Annotated in this window: 17 protein-coding genes; 6 read left to right on the forward strand and 11 right to left on the reverse strand. The window is 65.3% G+C overall.

What is annotated here, in order from left to right; translation table 11 throughout:
- Positions 1-19: 19 nt before the first annotated feature.
- On the forward strand, positions 20-856 hold the full coding sequence (locus CH296_RS04115) for a sulfurtransferase (RefSeq protein ID WP_032395904.1): 837 nt from the start codon (positions 20-22) through the stop codon (positions 854-856).
- A gap of 1 nt (position 857) precedes the next feature.
- Positions 858-1,163, forward strand: coding sequence for a DUF1416 domain-containing protein (locus CH296_RS04120; protein WP_032395905.1), 306 nt, complete (start codon positions 858-860; stop codon positions 1,161-1,163).
- Positions 1,164-1,241: 78 nt separating this feature from the next.
- Here the strand turns inward: CH296_RS04120 and CH296_RS04125 are convergent, their stop codons facing one another.
- Positions 1,242-2,732, reverse strand: a complete 1,491-nt coding sequence (locus tag CH296_RS04125; RefSeq protein WP_094684096.1) for a cutinase family protein — start codon at positions 2,730-2,732, stop codon at positions 1,242-1,244.
- A gap of 384 nt (positions 2,733-3,116) precedes the next feature.
- Here CH296_RS04125 and CH296_RS04130 point away from each other — a divergent pair, with 384 nt between their 5' ends.
- A complete protein-coding gene (locus CH296_RS04130) occupies positions 3,117-3,758 on the forward strand; it encodes an FABP family protein (protein ID WP_045200287.1) in 642 nt (213 codons plus the stop codon).
- Between the two features lie 195 nt (positions 3,759-3,953).
- Here CH296_RS04130 and CH296_RS04135 read toward each other — a convergent pair whose 3' ends face one another.
- From CH296_RS04135 to CH296_RS04160, 6 genes are all read right to left on the reverse strand, one after another.
- Complete coding sequence (locus CH296_RS04135) at positions 3,954-5,540, reverse strand: amino acid ABC transporter ATP-binding/permease protein (protein ID WP_094684097.1); 1,587 nt, start codon at positions 5,538-5,540, stop codon at positions 3,954-3,956.
- Positions 5,533-7,224, reverse strand: a complete 1,692-nt coding sequence (gene cydD / locus CH296_RS04140; RefSeq protein ID WP_094684104.1) for a thiol reductant ABC exporter subunit CydD — start codon at positions 7,222-7,224, stop codon at positions 5,533-5,535. Before cydD ends, CH296_RS04135 begins: the two co-directional genes overlap by 8 nt.
- Positions 7,218-8,255 carry a cytochrome d ubiquinol oxidase subunit II gene (cydB, locus tag CH296_RS04145; protein WP_094684098.1) on the reverse strand — a complete coding sequence of 346 codons (1,038 nt, stop codon included), beginning with the start codon at positions 8,253-8,255 and terminating at the stop codon, positions 7,218-7,220. Before cydB ends, cydD begins: the two co-directional genes overlap by 7 nt.
- 9 nt (positions 8,256-8,264) lie before the next feature.
- The gene (locus CH296_RS04150; RefSeq protein WP_094628484.1) at positions 8,265-9,821 is read right to left on the reverse strand and encodes a cytochrome ubiquinol oxidase subunit I; all 1,557 of its coding nucleotides are present in this window, start codon (positions 9,819-9,821) and stop codon (positions 8,265-8,267) included.
- A gap of 131 nt (positions 9,822-9,952) precedes the next feature.
- Positions 9,953-10,819 (reverse strand): aminodeoxychorismate lyase, encoded by an 867-nt coding sequence (locus tag CH296_RS04155; RefSeq protein ID WP_094684099.1) that lies wholly within the window; start codon positions 10,817-10,819, stop codon positions 9,953-9,955.
- A 34-nt stretch (positions 10,820-10,853) separates the two neighbouring features.
- Entirely contained in the window at positions 10,854-12,152 is a 1,299-nt protein-coding gene (locus CH296_RS04160) for a dicarboxylate/amino acid:cation symporter (RefSeq protein WP_094684100.1), read from the reverse strand.
- A gap of 110 nt (positions 12,153-12,262) precedes the next feature.
- On the opposite strand from CH296_RS04160, the gene CH296_RS04165 reads away from it, so the two are divergent.
- From CH296_RS04165 to CH296_RS04175, 3 genes are all read left to right on the forward strand, one after another.
- Positions 12,263-13,384, forward strand: a complete 1,122-nt coding sequence (locus CH296_RS04165; RefSeq protein WP_094628474.1) for a folate-binding protein YgfZ — start codon at positions 12,263-12,265, stop codon at positions 13,382-13,384.
- The gene (locus CH296_RS04170) at positions 13,381-14,019 is read left to right on the forward strand and encodes an MOSC domain-containing protein (RefSeq protein ID WP_032395912.1); all 639 of its coding nucleotides are present in this window, start codon (positions 13,381-13,383) and stop codon (positions 14,017-14,019) included. Before CH296_RS04165 ends, CH296_RS04170 begins: the two co-directional genes overlap by 4 nt.
- Positions 14,020-14,267: 248 nt before the next feature.
- Positions 14,268-14,462: a DUF3073 domain-containing protein gene (locus CH296_RS04175; protein WP_082073787.1), complete on the forward strand. Its 195-nt coding sequence runs from the start codon at positions 14,268-14,270 to the stop codon at positions 14,460-14,462.
- 91 nt (positions 14,463-14,553) lie between these two features.
- Here the strand turns inward: CH296_RS04175 and purM are convergent, their stop codons facing one another.
- The 4 genes from purM to CH296_RS04195 form a co-directional block, all read right to left on the reverse strand.
- Complete coding sequence (gene purM / locus CH296_RS04180) at positions 14,554-15,654, reverse strand: phosphoribosylformylglycinamidine cyclo-ligase (RefSeq protein WP_032376541.1); 1,101 nt, start codon at positions 15,652-15,654, stop codon at positions 14,554-14,556.
- 86 nt (positions 15,655-15,740) lie between these two features.
- Positions 15,741-17,378 carry an ABC transporter ATP-binding protein gene (locus tag CH296_RS04185; RefSeq protein ID WP_094684101.1) on the reverse strand — a complete coding sequence of 546 codons (1,638 nt, stop codon included), beginning with the start codon at positions 17,376-17,378 and terminating at the stop codon, positions 15,741-15,743.
- On the reverse strand, positions 17,375-18,343 hold the full coding sequence (locus tag CH296_RS04190) for an ABC transporter permease (RefSeq protein ID WP_032395914.1): 969 nt from the start codon (positions 18,341-18,343) through the stop codon (positions 17,375-17,377). The genes CH296_RS04185 and CH296_RS04190 overlap by 4 nt, the downstream gene beginning before the upstream one ends.
- Positions 18,343-19,329 carry an ABC transporter permease gene (locus CH296_RS04195; RefSeq protein ID WP_045200293.1) on the reverse strand — a complete coding sequence of 329 codons (987 nt, stop codon included), beginning with the start codon at positions 19,327-19,329 and terminating at the stop codon, positions 18,343-18,345. Before CH296_RS04195 ends, CH296_RS04190 begins: the two co-directional genes overlap by 1 nt.
- Between the last annotated feature and the right edge of the window lie 15 nt (positions 19,330-19,344).

Here is a 19,344-nt window from a genome sequence, read left to right on the forward strand (position 1 = left end):
AAACACCGAAAGGAACACCATGGCTCGCTCCGACGTCCTGGTCTCTGCCGACTGGGCCGAGCAGAACCTGAACGCACCGAAGACCGTCTTCGTCGAGGTCGACGAAGACGCAAGCGCCTACGACGGCGGACACATCGAAGGTGCGGTCAAGCTCGACTGGCGCAAGGACCTGCAGGACCCGGTTCGCCGCGACTTCCTGAACCAGGAACAGTTCTCGGACCTGCTGTCGGCCAAGGGCATCAGCAACGACGACACCGTCGTCCTGTACGGCGGAAACAACAACTGGTTCGCGGCCTACGCCTACTGGTACTTCAAGCTGTACGGCCACAAGGACGTCAAGCTCATCGACGGTGGCCGCAAGAAGTGGGAGCTCGACGGCCGCGCGCTGTCCAAGGACGTCGTCAGCCGTGAGACCACGCAGTACCGGGCCGAGGCACCCGACCTGTCGATCCGCGCGTTCCGCGACGAGGTCATCGACGCCATCGGCAACAAGAACCTGATCGACGTGCGTTCGCCCGACGAGTTCTCGGGCAAGATCCTCGCCCCGGCTCACCTTCCGCAGGAACAGGCGCAGCAGCGTGGCCACGTGCCGTCCGCGATCAACATCCCGTGGAGCACGACCGCCAACGAGGACGGCACGTTCAAGTCCGACGAAGCGCTCGAGGAGCTGTACAAGACCAAGGGCTACGACGACAGCAAGGCCACCATCGCCTACTGCCGCATCGGCGAGCGTTCGAGCCACACCTGGTTCGTCCTCAAGGAGCTTCTGGGCAAGGAAGACGTCAAGAACTACGACGGCAGCTGGGTCGAATACGGCTCTCTCGTCGGAGCACCCATCGAGCTGGAGGTTCGCTGATATGTGTGGAGCACCCGTGCAAGGCCAGACCATCCCCGCAGGCGTCGACGTCGAGAAGGAGACGGTCATCACCGGCCGCGTCCTCGCAGGCGACGGTGAGCCCGTAGCCGGCGCATTCGTGCGTCTGCTCGACGGCAGCGGCGAATTCACCGCAGAGGTCGTCGCGTCGGGCACCGGAGACTTCCGGTTCTTCGCCGCCCCCGGACAGTGGACGCTGCGTGCACTGTCGGCATCGGGCAACGGCGACACCGTCATCGCTCCCGACGGCGCAGGCGTGCACTCGGCGAACGTCACCGTCGGAGTCTGATTCCGCCCGTTCGTATCTCACGAGAAAACCCCCGCACCTGCTCGCAGGTGCGGGGGTTTTTCGCTCTTCCGGAGGCCTCTAGTTGGGAACGGGTGCCGGGGCCGCCGGATCGGGAACCGTCGAGTACTGCGGCGGGAACATCCCTTCCGGTACCGGAATTCCCTGGGACTCGAGGAACGCGCCGAGGTCGCTGATCTGGGTGACCGTCCCCGGCTCCGGCAGCAATCGAGGTTCGGCCGGGGCCTCGGCGGGCGGGTCCTGCGGTGCGGCGGCGTCGGGAGCAGGTGCTTGTTTCTTCTCGCGCTCCGTGCGGGCGAGGTCCGTCACCCACGCGACGATCTTCTCGCTCTCCCACTCGTAACCGTCGTTGGGGTCGTTGTACCAGTACGACAGGTGCTGCAGGAATCCGAGCAGCAGGTACGGCCCGAGTACGACGTCGGCGATACCCTTGTTGTTCTCGACCATTCCTTCGCCCTCGGCGCGCAGCTTGGCCTCGACGGTGTCCGCACCCGGCCCGAGTGCCCAGTTGAGGTCGGCGAGCAGCTGGTCGGGGGACAGAGCCGCCACCGCCTTGGCGTCGTCGACCTGATACTGCTGGTCGGACACCTTCACCAGGACCTGTAGCAGCGTTTCGTCCGATTCGAGCCACGACTTGTTCGTCGCGATGTCGACGATCGCACGAGTGGCGATCGTGGCCACCGTCCGGGCGAAATCGGCCACCGTCTGACCGGGGTTGAGCAGGGTGAAGCGCATCTGGCCCAGAACCCCCAGGGCCAGCTGCAGCAGTTCGATCTTGTCGGGTGCATCGCACGAGAGATCCCAGGGTCGGCACGACCAGGTGACCTTGTCGGTCAACGTTCCGTAGTCCCGTGGCGACTGGTCCATGAATCCACCGAGCGACTCGCCGGGCTCGTCGTCGAAATTCGGCACCCCGGCCGGCCGGTACGGCGATCCGACCATCATCACTCCGGCGATGTCGTCGGCGGTGACCAGCGCGTCGGGATCGCGGTGACCGATCTCGACGGCCATCCGGTCGAGTATCTCGCCGCCGACGCTGTACCCGACCAGAACGAACTTCGTCCTGTCACCGCACTTGGTCTTGTACTCGTCCATCAGACGATTCGTCGACGCGATGCCTTCGGCGATGGTGTTCTGATAGGTCGAAACGTCGTCGAGCACACCGACGCCGTACGTCGATGCGTAGGGAACGTACAGCCAGCCGACCGTGCCCGGGCTGCCTGCATTGACCTCACCGGTGGGAACCGTGACGTTGCCGACCCAGTTCGACGCCACCGTCGACGATTCCTCGTTCAGAGGATTGCGCCCCGAATCCGAGTCGGTGGCACCGGACACGGCGAGCATCAACACATCCGGGCAGTCCTGCGCGTAATTGTTGGGGTCGATGTTCGGGCCCTCCGACGACCCGAAGTCGGACGAGCCGGAATCCGCCGATCCCGAATCCGGGGCGGCGAGCGCGGCTGCCGGTGCGGCGAGGGCCAACGCCAGTGCACACACCGCCGATTTGAACGACACGGATCCGAACGACGATGTCCGTTTACGACGCAGCATTGTTACGGAGACCTCCCCAGCCTTCGAGACAGAACACAGTGAAAAACGTCGAGCCCTCGCCCTCGAGCACCCGACGCCCCCCGAAGAAGGTACCTGCTCGCCGGGCTTTCTCCATCAATACAAGTGATCCAGCGCACTGACGACCCCGAAGTTGGGTAGATGTCACCAAGGACACAGCCCGGATTCGGGCCGCTGTTCTCGACGACGATCGCAGCGGGTTAAACTCGCTCTCGTGGTCATCTTCTTCGAGGTATTGCTGGCGCTTGCGGCAGTAGCCATCATCGCGTTCTCGCTGTATGTCGTCTACCGACTGGTCAACGACGAATCGTGACAGAACCGGTTGCGGGTCGACCCGGCAGTTCTGACGAGGGGCTCGACACCCCCATCACCAGTGGCGACGAAGCAATAGCGGCTGCCGAGCAGAAGTTCGCCGACGCGTCGACGCGGAACGTTCCGGTCCTGCCGGACATCCCGCATCCCGACGACACGGCCAACCTCCGCCTCGGCCCCGATCTGCACCCGTCGATGCTCGCTCTGTTGCCTCTCGTCGGCGTGTGGCGCGGTGAAGGCGAAGGACACGACCCCGAGTCCGGTACCGACTACCCCTTCGGTCAGCAGATCGTCGTCACCCACGACGGCGGTAGCTACCTGAGCTGGGAATCACGTTCGTGGCGACTCGATTCCGACGGTAACTTCGCACACCCCGATCTCCGCGAAACCGGGTTCTGGCGCATGAGCGGTGGCAACGGGCTCAAGGGTTCCGAGGACGAAGAGGTCGTCGAGCTGTTGCTGACACACAGCACCGGCGTCGTCGAACTGTATTACGGCCATGCACTCACCAAGTCGTCCTGGGAACTGGCCACCGATGTCGTCATCCGTAGCACATCGGGTGCGTTGGTCGGAGGGGCCAAGCGGCTCTACGGCATTGTCGAAGGCGGGGATCTCGCGTACGTCGAAGAACGAGTCGTCGCCGACGGCCCATTGGCACCGCGGTTGTCCGCGCGCCTGACTCGTTACATCGGCTGACTCTTCAGCACTACCCACTGCACGCGAACGGCCCCCGAGCCATACCTGATGTCAGGTCCCGACCGGACAGGTCGGGGGCTCGGGGGCCGGGTAGCTGTCTGGGATTCGCTTGCCGCTCGCGCGGTCTTCGCAGTGAATCCGTCAGCGATTGCGGCTAGCTGACAGCCACCTCACGCGTCCTAGAGTTCATCAACTTCAGACCACCTCCTCTCTCGTGTACTTCACAACGTACGCCCGAGTTTCCGAGTCGGCAAAGAGTTTTTTCGCACTGTCCGAGCCGAGGTCGATCACCTGGTCGGCGTCGGTGTGCTCCGGCAGTTGGTGGGTGACGACCACCACTGTTCGGTCGGCTCCGAACAATCCTCCGTCCGTGGTGAGCAGCTGGCGCAGTATCGATTCGCCGGAGATTCGGTCCAGGTGCTCGGTCGGTTCGTCGAGCAGCACGATCGGTGCCGTGCTGAGCACGGCCCGCGCGAGCAGCAGTCTGCGGCGCTCTCCCCCGGAGACGGCCTGGGCGCCGCCCACCAGGGTGGTGTGGACTCCGAGCGGCAGAGCGTCGAGCCATGGACCGAGGCCGACTTTCTGCAGTGCCCTGATTGCTTCCTGCTCGTCCACATCGCCGCGCACCACCCGCAGGTTCTCCAGAATCGAGGTGTCGAACAGGTGCGCGTCCTCGGCGAACAGCGCTGCCTCCGAACCGCATTCCTCGGCGAACTCCCGCAGCATCGTGCTCTTGCCCGATCCGCTGGGTCCGATCAGTGCGCTTCGCGCAGTGGTGCGGTCGAGTGCCTCAGAGGGCACATGACCACGCCACTGCGGCGGAGCCGCATCGAGCATGGCGAGGATTCGAGTTGCCGCGATTCGTCCACGCATCAGGGCGATGGCCGCTCCGGGCAGAGCCGCCGTCGCTTCGAAGGCGGCCAGCGGAACCAGCACGACGATGGCCAGAGCCATCGGTGTCATGCCACCTGCGATGCCTCCGGTCGGTCCGTACAGCCCGATGCCGACGAGCAAGGACCCGATCACCGATGCACCGATCGACAACGGACCGGCGGCATCGGCCAGCGCCGACGGTCGTGCCGCCCGGTCGCGTGCGAGAACCGAGTCCTGAGCTGCCTTGTGGGCTTCGCTGAGCGTCGCGTCGAGTCGTCCGGCGACCCGCAGCTCTGCGGCGTGGTCGAGTGCCCGAACGGCCGTCTCGGTGAACCGCGCGTCGGCGTCGGCTCCGGCCTCTTCGGCGACCCGTGCCGACCGCGCCGCCAGGATCGGTGCGCCCACCCCCGCGATCAGCAAGGACACCGCCAGGATCGACGCGGCAGCAGGCGCGATACAGGAGACCAGGCCCACGGCTGCGAGCATCATCACGACGCTGACGCAGATGGGAACGATCGCGCGTACGACAACGTCGCCGAGCACGTCGACGTCCGCCCCGGTGCGAGCCAGGACGTCACCGCGCCGCAGAGTGAGCGCGCCCTGCCCGTTCGCCAGTTGTTCGTAGATCCTCGCGCGTGCTGCCGTCGTACCGCGCAGGGCCGCGTCGTGTGTGGTCAATCGTTCGAGATAGCGAAACACGCCGCGGGAGATGCCCAATGCACGAACGGCCACCACTGCGACGGTCAGATCCAGCACCGGAGGCATCTGCCACGCTCGGGTGATCAACCATGCCGACAGTGCGGCGAGAGCCAGTGCGCTGCCGAGAGTTGCCACGCCTGCGGCCACGGCCAGTGCCACCCGCCGTGGGGAGAGCTCGAACAGGGTCAGCGCGCGTCGTAGATCAGACATGATCGAACTCCCGTGCCACCTCTGAGCTGCTTCGCACCTCGACGACGCGGTCTGCGGCGTGCAGTACCGAGCGCCGGTGACCGACCATCACCACGGTGACGCCGCGATCGGCCGCATCTCGAAGGGCCTGCAGCACAGTCCGTTCGCTCGCCGCATCCAGGTGCGCCGTGGGCTCGTCCAGCACCATCACCGGAGCAGCGGAGACGAACGTTCGGGTCAGGGCCAGACGTTGCAGCTCGCCGAGCGACAGACCGACTCCACCCTGACCGACGCGAGTGTTCCAGCCGTTCGGGTGCTCTCGCAGTACGGCATCGAATCCCGAAGCGCGGCAGGCCGCGTCCAGTGCGGCGGCGTCGGGCATGCCGTGGAGGGTGACGTTCTCGTGGAGCGTGCCGGGAAGCAGTATCGGCCGCTGCGGAAGCCAGGCAACCTGTGCCCACCATCGGTCGAGATCGAGATCGACCACGGGCACACCGCCGACCAGAACCGCGCCGCTCGTGGGCGTCGTGAGTCCCAGAACCGCGTGCAGTGCAGTCGATTTACCCGAGCCGTTGGGCCCGGTCAGTACCGTGATGGTGCCCGGGCGGCACAGCGCACTCAACTGGGCCGGAGCGTCGCCGTCCCGGCTCGCGACGGTGAGTCCGGCGAGTTCGATGTCCGCGGTCGCACCGTCGACGGTCCGGCGGCCGGTCGGCTGTGTCGTACGCCTGTCCAGGACTCGGAAGGCGCGCTCCGCGGCCTCGACGCCGTCCTCTGCTGCGTGGAACTGGGTCCCCACGGCGCGCAGCGGGAAGTACACCTCGGGGGCCAGGATCAACGCGATGATGCCCGATTCGAGAGTCATCTCGCCGAAGACCAAGCGCAATCCGATGCCGACGGCCACGAGCGCGACACACAGGGTCGCGAGCAACTCGAGCACCATCGACGACAGGAAGGCGATCTTCAACGCGCGCATGGTGGTTTGTCGGTGCGCGTCGCCCAGTGCGCGGATGCGAGCGGCCGGTCCGTGTTCGCGACGCAGCGCGCGCAAGGTCGGCAGGCCGGCCAGAAGATCGAGCAACTGCGCAGACAGCCTGGTCATCGTGGTCAGCGTCGCCGCGGCTCGGCCCTTGGTCAGCAACCCGATCAGAATCATGAAGATCGGAATGAGCGGCAAGGTCACCGCGATGACCACCGCCGACGTCACGTCCTGGGTGACGATGACGATCAGAACCAGCGGAGTGACGATGGCCGCGGACACCAGCGCCGGCAGGTATCCGGTCAGGTACGCCCGCAGACCCCCGATTGCTCGGGTCACGACGACGACCAATTCTTCCCGCTCGCGGTCGAGCTCGCGAGGCTCGAATCGCGTTGCTGCAGTGAGCACCTCCACTTCCAGCTCGGCCACCACACGTGACGCCGACCGGTGCGCGTAGCGGGACTGAGCTCCGGTTGCAAGCACACGGACGGCCACTGCGCCCGCCAGCACCGCCAGTTCCGTCGTCCAGGCGGACAGTGATCTGGCCGTCGGTTCGGTGATGACCCCTGCCAGCACAGTTCCGATTGTCAACGCGCTCACGATGATGCAGAGCGTGACGACGGTCGACAGTGCAACCGTGACGATCAGGTAGCCCCGCGCGGATCGAGAGTATTTCCACAGTCGGGGATCGACCGGTCCCCGCGTGCGAGCGGAGGCGGTCACGATTTCACCGTCAGTCCGATCGAGTCCGGGATGTGGGCACTCGAAATGCGTTGGCGGAAGACCCAGTACGTCCACCCCTGGTATCCGATGACGACGGGTGCGGCGAACGCTGCGGCCCAGGTCATCACTTTCAGTGTGTACGGGCTGGACGACGCGTTCGCGATGGTGAGATCGAAGGCGGCATCCGTGCTCGACGGCATGACGTTCGGGAACAGGGAGGCGAACAGCAGCACCACAACCGCAACGATGGCAATGCTGGTGAACACGAAGGCCCAGCCTTCGCGCACTCTCGCCGTCAGCGCGACGACGAGGAGCAGGGCCACCGCTGCCACGCCGACGAGTACCCAGGTCCATGTCTTGCCGTGGGCGAGTTGGGTCCACACAGCGAATGATCCGCCGACGATAACTGCCGGAATTGCCAATCGCGCTGCGATTTTCACCGAGTCCTCGTGCACGTCTCCCGAGGTCTTGAGTGCGATGAACACCGCGCCGTGCAGCGCGAACACCAGTGCCATCGTGGCTCCGCCGAGCAGTGCATAGGGGTTGAGCAGATCGAAGAAGCCGGCGGTGACCTTCTTGTTCTCGTCGATGGCTACGCCGCGCACGATGTTGGCGAAGGCAACGCCCCACAGCACCGCCGGTACCCACGAGCCGATACCGATGCCGATGTCGCAGCGCCTGCGCCACACCGGATCGTCGATCTTGCCACGCCATTCGATGGCGCAGATGCGCAGGATCAGTGCCACCAGGATCAGCAGCAGCGGGAGGTAGAAGCCGGAGAACAATGTTGCGTACCACTCGGGGAACGCTGCGAACAGCGCGCCGCCTGCGGTGATGAGCCAGACTTCGTTGCCGTCCCAGACCGGGCCGATCGTGTTCAGTACGGTGCGTCGACGCTTCTCCCCCGTGGCGGAATCGGGGTGCCGCCCGAGAATGGGCATGAGCATTCCGACGCCGAAGTCGAACCCTTCGAGCACGAAGTAGCCGACGAAGAAGAAGCCGATGACGAAGAACCAGAATTCGGGCAGTGACATTGCTATCCCCTAGTAGGCGAACGAGAGCTGTTTGGGCTCTTCGTCTTCCGATTCCGGTGGGTCGACGTGCGGATGCGCGTCGTGTTCGAGAGGCCCTTCGACCACGTAGCGTCGGAGCAGGTAGAACCACACACCACCGAGAGCGGCATAGAGCAGTGTGAACGTCACCAGTGAGGCGAGAACGAGGCCGACGGGGTGGTCCGAGACACCTTGGTCGACGGTGAGCCGAATCTGATCGACGCCGGACAGGTTGGGTGCGACGACCCATGGCTGGCGGCCCATTTCGGTGAAGATCCAACCGGCGCTGTTCGCCAGGAACGGCGTCGGAATGGCCAGCAGTGACAACCGCGAGAACCACTTCTGGTCGGGAATCCGGCCACCCCGAGTGACCCACAGTCCCGCGATCGCGAGCAGTGCCGAGCCTGCGGCCAGTCCGATCATCATCCTGAATGCCCAGTAGGTGACGAACAGGTTGGGCTTGTAGTTGCCCGGGCCGAACTGCTGCTCGTACTGCTCCTGCAGTTGGTTGACTCCCTGCACGGTGGCACCGAAGTCGTTCTCCGCCAGGAACGAGGTGAGGCCGGGGATCGAGATGAGGTGGACCACGGACTCGCAGTTGTTGTGGGTGCCCACGGTCAGGAGCGAGAAACTGGCTCCGGTCTCGGTGTCGCACAACGATTCTGCGGATGCCATCTTCATCGGTTGTTGCTCGAACATGAGCTTGCCCTGGATGTCTCCGGTGATGGCGAGGGCGCCGCCCGCGACGATCATGACGATGAAGGACATGCGCGCTGCCGACCTGAACATCGAACGCGAGTCGGTGGCCGGGAGCGGAGCCTGCGCAGTGACCCCATCGGCCGGGAGCGGAGCCTGCGCAGCGACCCCGGTGGCCGGGGCCGGGAGCGTGTCGAACTCGTTCTCGGTCTTCGCTTTACGAGCCTCGCGGACCATCCACCAGCCGGAGATGCCTGCGACGAAGGTCGCGGCGGTGAGGAAGGCTCCGGCCACGGCGTGCGGAAATGCTGCCAGTGCAGTGTTGTTGGTGAGCAGTGCCCAGATGTCGGTCAGTTCGGCGCGGCCGGTCTCTTCGTTGTAGATCGCGCCGACGGGATGCTGCATCCAGGAATTGGCGGCGATGATGAAGTACGCCGAGGCGTTGACGCCGATGGCGACGAGCCAGATCGTGGCCAGGTGAACGAGTTTGGGGAGTCTGCTCCATCCGAATATCCACAGTCCGAGGAAAGTGGATTCGAGGAAGAAGGCGACGAGGCCTTCGAGTGCGAGCGGAGCGCCGAACACGTCACCGACGAAGCGGGAGTATTCGCTCCAGTTCATGCCGAATTGGAATTCCTGGACGATGCCGGTGGCGACGCCGAGGGCGAAGTTGATGAGGAAGAGCTTGCCGAAGAACTTGGTCAGTCGGTACCAGGAGTCCTTGCCGGTGATCACCCACATGGTCTGCATGGCAGCCACCATCGGAGCGAGGCCGATCGTGAGGGGAACGAGTATGAAGTGGTAGACGGTGGTGATACCGAACTGCCAACGTGAGACATCCAAGGCGTCCATCAGGGCTCCGAACTCTTCCACCCGTACTGTGACGGGTAACACCGCAGGTCAGGGCGTTGGCCCGCGACGAATTCGACAGTACTACTACGAGTAGTAGTAGGGAAGAGTCCTTAGGCAGAGTCGTTGGACTCCTACCGAGTTTCGTCCGTCTCCACGGCGGCATCGACCATCGATCGAACGTCGTCGATGTGCCGCCGAGTGCCGAGCGGGACGCCGTTCATCGTCGTGACCCGCGCGGCGAGAGTGACGCTCGAGACCAGCCAAACACCATCTGCGGCAATGAGATCCGCCGGATACAGGTGTCCGCGTTCGCAAGTCCAACCGGCGGACTCGGCTACGGAGAACAACCCGGCGACCGTGGTTCCGGCCAGGATGCCCTGTTCGACCGACGGTGTGACGAGAGTCTTACCGCGCGCGAGCACCACCGTCGAGCGCGGACCTTCGAGCACCCGCCCCTCGCTGCTGAGATAGATGACGTCGTCGACGCCCTGAGCGGACGCGTGCCGGAGCGCGGCCATGTTGGTGGCATACGACAACGTCTTGGCCCCCGCGAGCTGCCACGGCGCTCGGGACGAGAAGTCCACCGAGTAGCCGCGGTCGAGCGTGATCACCGACACCCCGTCGGTGCGCGCGGCTCGCACTCGCTCGGGCAGCGCTCCCACCGTCACGTACGCGGTGGGGTCACCGCCGCCCTCGCGTCCGCGGCTGAGAACCAGACGCAGGACTGCCTCGTCCTCGGACTCTCGTGCCCACAGTTCGACGGACTGTTCGACGACGGCGCGCCACTGGTCGAGATCGGGAACGGGCAGGTCCAGTGCCTTCGCTGACACCACCAGTCGGGCCAGATGCAACTCGACCGCACACGCCGTGCCGTCGCGCACGAGCAGCGTCTCAAACACCCCGTCGCCGCGCACCGCGGCCAGATCGTCGGCGAACAGCAACGGCCGATTCGCGTCGTGCACCCGGCCGTCCAACGTCACCACTACCGACTCCGACATGCCCGTCACCCTAGAGGGGAGCGGACGCGTTCGATCAATCCGCTCGGTCGGCCGCCGCCATCGCGTCGGCGTACTCGTCGAGGTCGAGATCCTCGGCGACGACGACCTTGGTGCCGTTGTAGACCTCGCGGTCGATCTCGTCGTCGGCGTTGGCGACGAGCATGGCGACGAACGTGTCTCCGTTGACGTTGAGGAACGTACGGAAGATTCCGGCGAACCAGTCGACGGCGATCAACAGGCCGACGGCCTCGAACGGTAGGTCGAGCGAGGTCGCGAGGAACATCGCGACGACGGGGAATCCGCCGGGCACGGTGATGGTGCCCATGTTGAGCAGAACCGCCAGGCCCATGCCGAGCACGATCTGCCCGAGACTCAACTCGATGTTGCCTGCCTGCGCGAGGAACATCACCACGATCATATAGTTGAGAACGGCACCGTAGGAGCCCATGGTGAGCCCGATCGACAGCGTGAAGTTGGCGACCTTCTGGCTGACGCCGACCTTCTCGACGGTGTTGCGCAGCACCGTGGGGAAGGTGACGGCCGAGCTCGTGGTCGTCACTGCGACGGCCGTCTGCTCGGTGAGCTTGCTGGGCAGCTTCCACGGGTTCAATCGGGTTCGCATCGTCACGACCACGACGAAGAGCGCGAACAGAATCAGCACCCCGAGGAGCGTGGTGCCGAGGTAGCTCAGTGCGGTGGAGACCACGGAGAACCCGACGTCTCCGGCCAGCGCGGCGAGCAGACAGAACACACCGACCGGGGCGATGACCATGACGAGCCGGATCATCGTCAGGACGATCTGCTGAATCTGGTCCATGAACGAGAGCACCTGGGTGTTGCCGGTCTTGGTGATCTGACTGCGCAGCGCGATACCGAAGAGCAGCGAGAAGACGATGATCGGCACCATCGTCGCCGTCGACATGGCGTCGAACACGTTGGTGCTGACGAAGTTGAGCAAGGTGTCCTGCCAGCCGAGCGCCTCTCCCGCCGATTCCTCGAGCGACGGATCGAGCTGCTGGGTGAACACCATGCCCGCGCCCGGGCGGACGATGCTGCTCAGCACCCAGGCCAGCACGGCCGCAACCACCGAGAACCCGATCATCCACTTGAAGGTGCGGAAGGCGATCCTGCCGGTTCCCGCTCCTGCCATCGATCCGGTGGCGACGATGACCGAGGCCATCACCAGCGGGACGATCGACATCTGGATCAGTCGGATGAACAGATCGCCGATGAACTTCAGGTTCGCGGCCCATTCGCCGACCACCAACCCGAACACGATGCCGCCGATCGCGGCGAGGCCGATCTGCGCGGCTGGATGCGCCAGTTTCTTCATGGATCGACACGGTAGGTAGGCGTCGTCGCGGTGCCGTGTCGTCGCCGTTTCGGGGGTGTAAAGGGACCGGTCATCGAGTTGCCTCGCCGACGGGCTCCTACTATGGAGCTGTGTCCGACACAGTCACGATCAGCCCGAGTCCACTTCTGACACTTCCCGGCGCAGTGCCCTCCCCCGACGACAGCGTCGATGCCGGGGTGGCCTGGCACTACGGCAATCCGTTCGGTGAACAACGCGACGCGGTCAGCGGCGCTGCCGTCATCGATCGGTCCCACCGCTTCGTCCTCGCCATCAGCGGAGACGAGCGCCTGAGTTGGTTGAACACCATCTCGAGCCAACTCGTGACGAACCTGGCCGACGGCAGCTCGGCCGAGAATCTCAGTCTCGACGTCAACGGCCGCATCGAGCATCACTTCGTGCAGACCGACCTGGCCGGCGTCACGTACATCGACACCGAGCGCGCAGCCGGCCCGGATCTGCTCTCGTTTCTGAAGAAGATGGTGTTCTGGGCCAAGGCCGAACCCCGCCAGGCCGACGAACTCGCCGTTCTCACCGTCCTCGGATCCGACTCGTCGTCGGTGCTCGGCAAGGCCGACCTGCCTGCTCCGACCGAGATGTACGGTGCTTCGCCGATCGACGGCGGCGGTTTCGTTCGGCGTATGCCCTGGCCGGGAAAGAATTCGTACGACGTGGTGATCCCCCGCGAGAACATCACCGACTGGTTCGTCCGGCTGCGCGACGCCGGAGCCGCTCCCGCCGGAACCTGGGCGTTCGACGCGTTGCGCGTGGAATCGTTGCGTCCGCGCGTAGGAGTGGACACCGACGAGAAGACCATCCCGCACGAGGTTCGCTGGATCGGCAGCGCCGCCGAGTTCGGCGCGGTGCATCTGGAGAAGGGCTGCTACCGCGGGCAGGAGACCGTCTCCCGCGTGCACAATCTCGGTCGCCCGCCGCGGCACCTGGTGCTGCTGCATCTCGACGGTTCTGCGGACGGTCGGCCCGGCACCGGCGATCCGGTCACCGCGGGCGGACGCTCCGTCGGCCGCCTCGGTACCGTCATCGATCACTTCGAGCTGGGGCCGATCGCACTGGCTCTGCTCAAGCGGACCGTTCCGGTCGATACCGCCCTCGAGGCGGGTCCGTGTGCGGCGTCGATCGATCCCGATTCGATCCCGTCGTACGACGACGTCCAGGCCGGTCGCGCTGCGGTGGACCGCCTGCGCGGCCGGTGATCGGCACCGTTCTCGCTGTCTGCGTTGTGCACGCCGATGTTCCGTTCGGACGCCGCGCGGTGGTCGACAGTGGCATCGACAAACGGCCCGTCGACGGGCCGGTGGACGTCCACGAGCTCGGCATCGGTGGTGATCACTGCCGCGACACGAAGTTCCACGGCGGACTCGATCAGGCCGTCTATGCCTACGACGAGGACGAGGCGAGGTACTGGGCCGATCAGCTGGGCACGCCCGTTCCTCCCGGACGTTTCGGTGAGAACCTGCGGACCACCGGTGTCCCGGTGACCGATGCGGTGATCGGCTCGCGGTGGCGAGTGGGCAGTGTGGAGCTGGAGGTGACGATCGCCCGCAAGCCCTGCGGAACGTTCGCACGGTGGATGGGCGAGCCCGGTTGGATCCGTCGCTTCACCGCGCGCGGTGATGTGGGTGCGTATCTCCGAGTGCTCGAACCCGGGGTCTTCGGCGGCGGTGACGCCGTGAGCGTGACGTCGGTCCCCGAGCACGGGGTGACGGTGCGGATGCTGTTCGAGGGGAGGGATCACGCAGCGATGCAGACTCTGCTGGACGCGCCGGGATTGGCACCGAAGGTGTACCGCGACGCCGCTGCAGCGCTCGAATCGTTGCGGCGACCATGACGCGCAGCACTACCGATTTCGTGTCGCAGAACGAAGATAGTTTGCCTCTGCACGGATATGCGCAGGTACAGGCGGCATCGACCCCCGGCCCGGGCGTGTCGCATCACCATGCGCGCCCCCAACACGTGGTGCCGTATGCGCATCGCAGCGATTCGCGCGCTAGAGTGTGTGCCAGGAAGAAATACCAACTCTAACGGGGCCGCCAAATTTCCCCAGGCCGCCCCGCAAGTCCGCGAGGGGGCACCGCCATGGGCCGAGGCAGGGCTAAGGCAAAGCAGACAAAGGTCGCTCGTGAGCTCAAGTACAGCTCGCCGACAACGGACTTGGAGAGTCTGCAAAGAGAGCTCTCCGGTGGTTCGTCCAACTCCCATCGTGGCATCCACTCTGACTCGGATGTGCATTCCCGAGTCGAGGAAGACGAGTACGAGGACTGGCGACGCTAGTACTGTGCACGACAACGACTGAGGGGGAGCCGCACAGCGGCTCCCCCTCACTTGTTCGCCCGATGTTCGGACGATCAGAACCTTGCCGCGGTCAGAACCGCGGATGGTTACCCAGCAGCAACGCACGCTCGTCGGCGACGTCCTTACCGGTCGCCTTCTTCACCGTGCCGAGAGTCCAGCAGTCGATGTGGCGTGCGGTCAGCACTGCAAGTGCTCGGTCGACGTCCTCGGGTGCCACGATGGCCACCATGCCGACACCCATGTTGAACGTCTGCTCCATCTCGGCCCGCTCGACGCGTCCGCGCTGAGCGATCAGCGAGAAGATCGGAGCCGGGCTCCAGGTGGTGCGGTCGAGTTCGGCGACAAGACCCTCGGGCATGACCCGTGAGAGGTTGTTCGCCAGTCCGCCGCCGGTCACGTGGCAGAACGTGCGGACGTCGGTCTCGGCTGCGAGCGCGAGGCAGTCCTTGGCGTAGATCTTGGTGGGTTCGAGCAGTTCTTCACCGAGCGTGCGGCCGAATTCCTCGACGTGTCCGCCGAGATCCATGTGGTTGATCTCGAGCAGCACCTTGCGGGCGAGGGAGTAGCCGTTGGAGTGCAGACCCGACGATCCCATGCCGATGACGACGTCACCGGGACGCACCCGCTCGGGTCCGAGGATCGAATCCGCCTCGACGACGCCGATGCCGGTTGCCGAGAGGTCGTAATCGCCGTCGGCCATCAGTCCCGGGTGCTCGGCCGTCTCGCCGCCGAGCAATGCGCAGCCGGCGATGATGCAGCCTTCTGCGATGCCCTTGACCAGCTCGGCGACCTGCTCGGGAACGACGCGGCCCACGGCGATGTAGTCCTGCAGGAACAACGGCTCGGCACCACAGACGACGAGATCGTCCACGACCATGGCCACGAGGTCGAGGCCGAGGGTGTCGTGCTTGCCGAGGGCCTGCGCGACGGCGACCTTGGTGCCGACGCCGTCGGTCGAGGCCGCCAGGACAGGCTCGCGGTAGTCGCCCTTGAGTGCGAAGAGACCGGCGAAACCGCCGAGACCGCCCATCACCTCGGGCCTACTGGCCTTCTTGGCGAGCGGCGCGAACAGCTGCACTGCTCGGTCTCCTGCGGCGATGTCGACCCCGGCCGCCGCGTAGGAGGCACCGCCCGAGTGAGTTGCGCTCGTGGGTTGGGATTCCTCGGTCATTCGGCTCCAGCCTGTGTACTAGTTCATGTCAGCGCCCGGTGCGGCGCGGCCCCAACGGTACCGGAGTGCCCGGTCAGGAGAAGAACTCACGTGTGCAGGCGCTTGCCGGGAATCGCAGCCAACAGCTTCTTCGTGTAGTCCGCCTCCGGGGATCGCAGAATCTTCCACGGTGTTCCCTCTTCGACGATTCCCCCGTTGCGCAGCACCACCACCCGATGCGCGACGCGGTCCACCACGGCGAGATCGTGACTGATGAACAGGCACGCGAAACCGAATTCCTGCTGTAGCGCCTCGAACAGGTCCAGCACCGCTGCCTGCACCGAGACGTCGAGGGCACTGGTCGGCTCGTCCGCCACCACCAGATCCGGACCGAGCACCAGTGCCCGCGCCAGGCTGACGCGTTGCCGCTGCCCACCGGAGAGCTCGTGTGGGTAGCGCTTGTCGGTGCCCGACGGCAGTTGTACGGCGTCGAGCAGTTCGGTGGTCCTCGCGGCGATCGCATCCGTGGAGCCGTACTTGTGCACGATCATCGGCTCGGCGATGCATTGCCCGACGGTCAGTCGCGGATTCAATGACGCCGACGGGTCCTGGAAGACGAAGCCGAATCGCTTGCGCAGCGGCTTGAGCTTGCGTTCGCTCACGCCTGCGATGTTCTGTCCCATCACCGTCACGCTGCCACTCGTCGGCTTCTGCAGTGCTGCAACACATCTGCCGATCGTGGACTTGCCCGAGCCGGATTCTCCCACCAGTCCGAGGGTTTCGCCGCGGTGGATGGTGAGCGAGACGTCGTCGACGGCCCTGAACGCAGGTGAGCCGACGCCGCCGGAGAACTGCACCACCAGACGCGAGACGTCGAGTACCGGTTCACCCGAGGTGTCGACCGTCTTGTCGGACTCCACCGCGGCCAGTGTGGGCACCGCGGCCAGCAGCTTCTTGGTGTAGTCGTCCGCGGGTGCGTCGAAGAGCTGCGCCACCGGGGCTTCCTCTACGACGCGACCGTTCTGCATGACGACGACGCGGTCCGCCAGATCCGAGACGACGCCCATGCTGTGGGTGATCAGCACGATGGCGCAGCCGAGCCGGTCCTTGAGATCGCGGAGCAACTCCAGGATCTCGGCCTGCACCGTGACATCGAGGGCGGTGGTCGGCTCGTCGGCGATGATGACCTTCGCCTCGCACGAGATGGCGATCTCGATCATGACGCGTTGCTTCTGCCCGCCCGAGAGCTCGTGCGGGTAGTACGAGAACCGCTGCTCGGGACTGGGCAGACCCACCATCGACAGCAGTTCGACGGCTCGCGACTTGGCGTCCTTGGCCGACATCCGCTTACCGTCCGCGCCTGTGTGCGCACGCAGCGCCTCGACGATCTGATATCCGATGGTGAACAGCGGATCGAGGGCGCTACCCGGTTCCTGGAACACCATCGAAATCTTGTTGCCGCGCAACTGCGCCCACGCCTTGTTGCTCAGCGTCGTCACGTCCTGGCCACCGAGAACCACGTGGCCCTCGACGCGTGCGGTGTCGGGTAGCAGTCCGATGGCGGACCGGACGCTGACGGATTTGCCCGATCCGGACTCACCCACCACAGCCAGGACCTCTCCGGGATACACCTCGAACGAGACCTCGGTGACGGCGTCGACTTCGCCGGCATCGGTGGCGAACGTGACGGACAGCGACTTCACCGACAGTGCGGACTCGCGTGGAGTCACAACGCTCGATGTCATACCTTCACCGCCTTCTTGAACTTCTTGCGGGTGCGCAGCAGCGGATTGAGTGTCTCGCTTGCGCTTTCGCCCACCATGGTCAGGCCGAGCACCACGAGCACGATGCCCAGGCCGGGGAACACCGACGTCCACCAGATGCCGTTGGAGATGTCCGGCAGCGCCTTGTTGATGTCGTAGCCCCACTCCGAGGCGGAGGTGGGTTCGATACCGAAGCCGAGGAATCCGAGCCCGGCGAGGGTCAGGATGGCCTCGGCACCGTTGAGGGTGATGATGACCGGCAGTGTCTGCACCACGTTGGCGAGGATGTGCCGGAACAGGATTCGTGGAGTACCGGCCCCGGTGACCCGGGCGGCGTCCACGTACGGTTCGGTCTTGACCGCCACCGTGGCGTTGCGTACCACGCGGAAGTACTGCGGCACGAAGATCGCCGTGATGGCGATTGCCGCGGACGCGATACCGCCGAAACTGGACGACTGTCCGCCTGCGACGACGATCGAGATGACCACCGCGAGGAGCAGCGACGGAAAGGCGTACATCGCGTCCATGAACAGTACGAGGACGCGATCGAACCAACGGCCGATGTAGCCCGAGGCCAGGCCGAGCGGAACACCGATGATCAGCGAGAGCACCAACGACGATGCGATCACCATCAATGCTGTTCTCGCACCGTAGATCACGCGGGAGAACACGTCCTCGCCGCGGACCGACGTGCCGAACCAATGCTGCGCGGACGGAGCCGCCTGGCGGGCGAAATCCTGCCCGGCGTCGCTGGTCTGCGAGAACCCGTACGGCGCGAGGAGCGGAGCGAACACTGCGGCGACAACGAACCCGACCATCAGGGCCAACCCGACGATCAGGGTGACGCGTTGCAACCCCGACGTGGACTTGACGAACGCGACGCCCGGAAATCCTCGGCGGTGCGGACGGGTGGGAGGGACGTCGGACAGCACGACTTCGGTGCTCATCAGAACCTCACTCTCGGGTCGATGAGTGCGACGATCGCGTCGGTGACGAAGCTGACGACGGCGACCACCACGGCCAGGAACGTCACGATGCCCTGCACCGCAACGAAATCGCGGGCCTGCAGGTACCGGGCGAGTTCGTAGCCCAGGCCCTGCCACTCGAAGGTTGTCTCGGTCAGCACCGCCCCGCCGAGCAGTACGGCGATCTGCAGGCCGATGACGGTGACGATGGGAATCATGGCGTTACGGAACGCATGCCGTCGCGTCACCGTGCCCTCGCTCAATCCGCGAGCGCGTGCGGCGTCGACGAAGGGTGCCTGCAGGGTCTGGATCAGGTTGACGCGCACCAGCCTCAGGAACACTCCGGCCGTCAGCAGACCCAGAGCGAGTGCGGGAAGTACCGCATGCTCGAGCACGTCCACGGTGTAGCTCGTCTCTCCGTAGAGGAACGAATCGACGATGAGGATGTTGGTCTTGGGCGAGACGTTCTGCAGTGCCAGTTCCACGTTCGTGCTGGCTCGTCCAGCCACCGGCAGCCAGCCGAGCTTGACCGCGAACAGCAGCTTGAGCAGCATGCCGACGAAGAACACCGGTGCCGCATACGCCAGGATCGCGAAGATGCGCAGCGAGGCGTCACCGAATCGGTCCCGATGGGTGGCGGCGAAGAAGCCGAGCGGGATGCCGACCGCGAAGGCGACCAGCAGTGCCCAGAACGCCAATTCCAGTGTCGCAGCACCGTTGACGAGCAGAACGTCACTGATCGCGCGATTGTCGGTGGCCGAGCGGCCGAAATCGCCGCGCAGCAATCCGGTCAGGTACTCCCAGTACTGCGTCAGGATCGGCCGGTCGTAGCCGGCTTCGGCCTTGCGCTGGGCGATCTGTTCGGCGGGTAGGCGGCCGCCGAGGGCGGCGGTGATCGGATCACCGATCACACGCATGAGAAAGAAGACGACGGTGACGAGAATCCAGGCAGTCGGAATGATCAGCAGAAATCTGACCCCGAG

This window comes from Rhodococcus sp. 14-2496-1d, assembly GCF_002259365.1.
Lineage (GTDB): Bacteria > Actinomycetota > Actinomycetes > Mycobacteriales > Mycobacteriaceae > Rhodococcoides.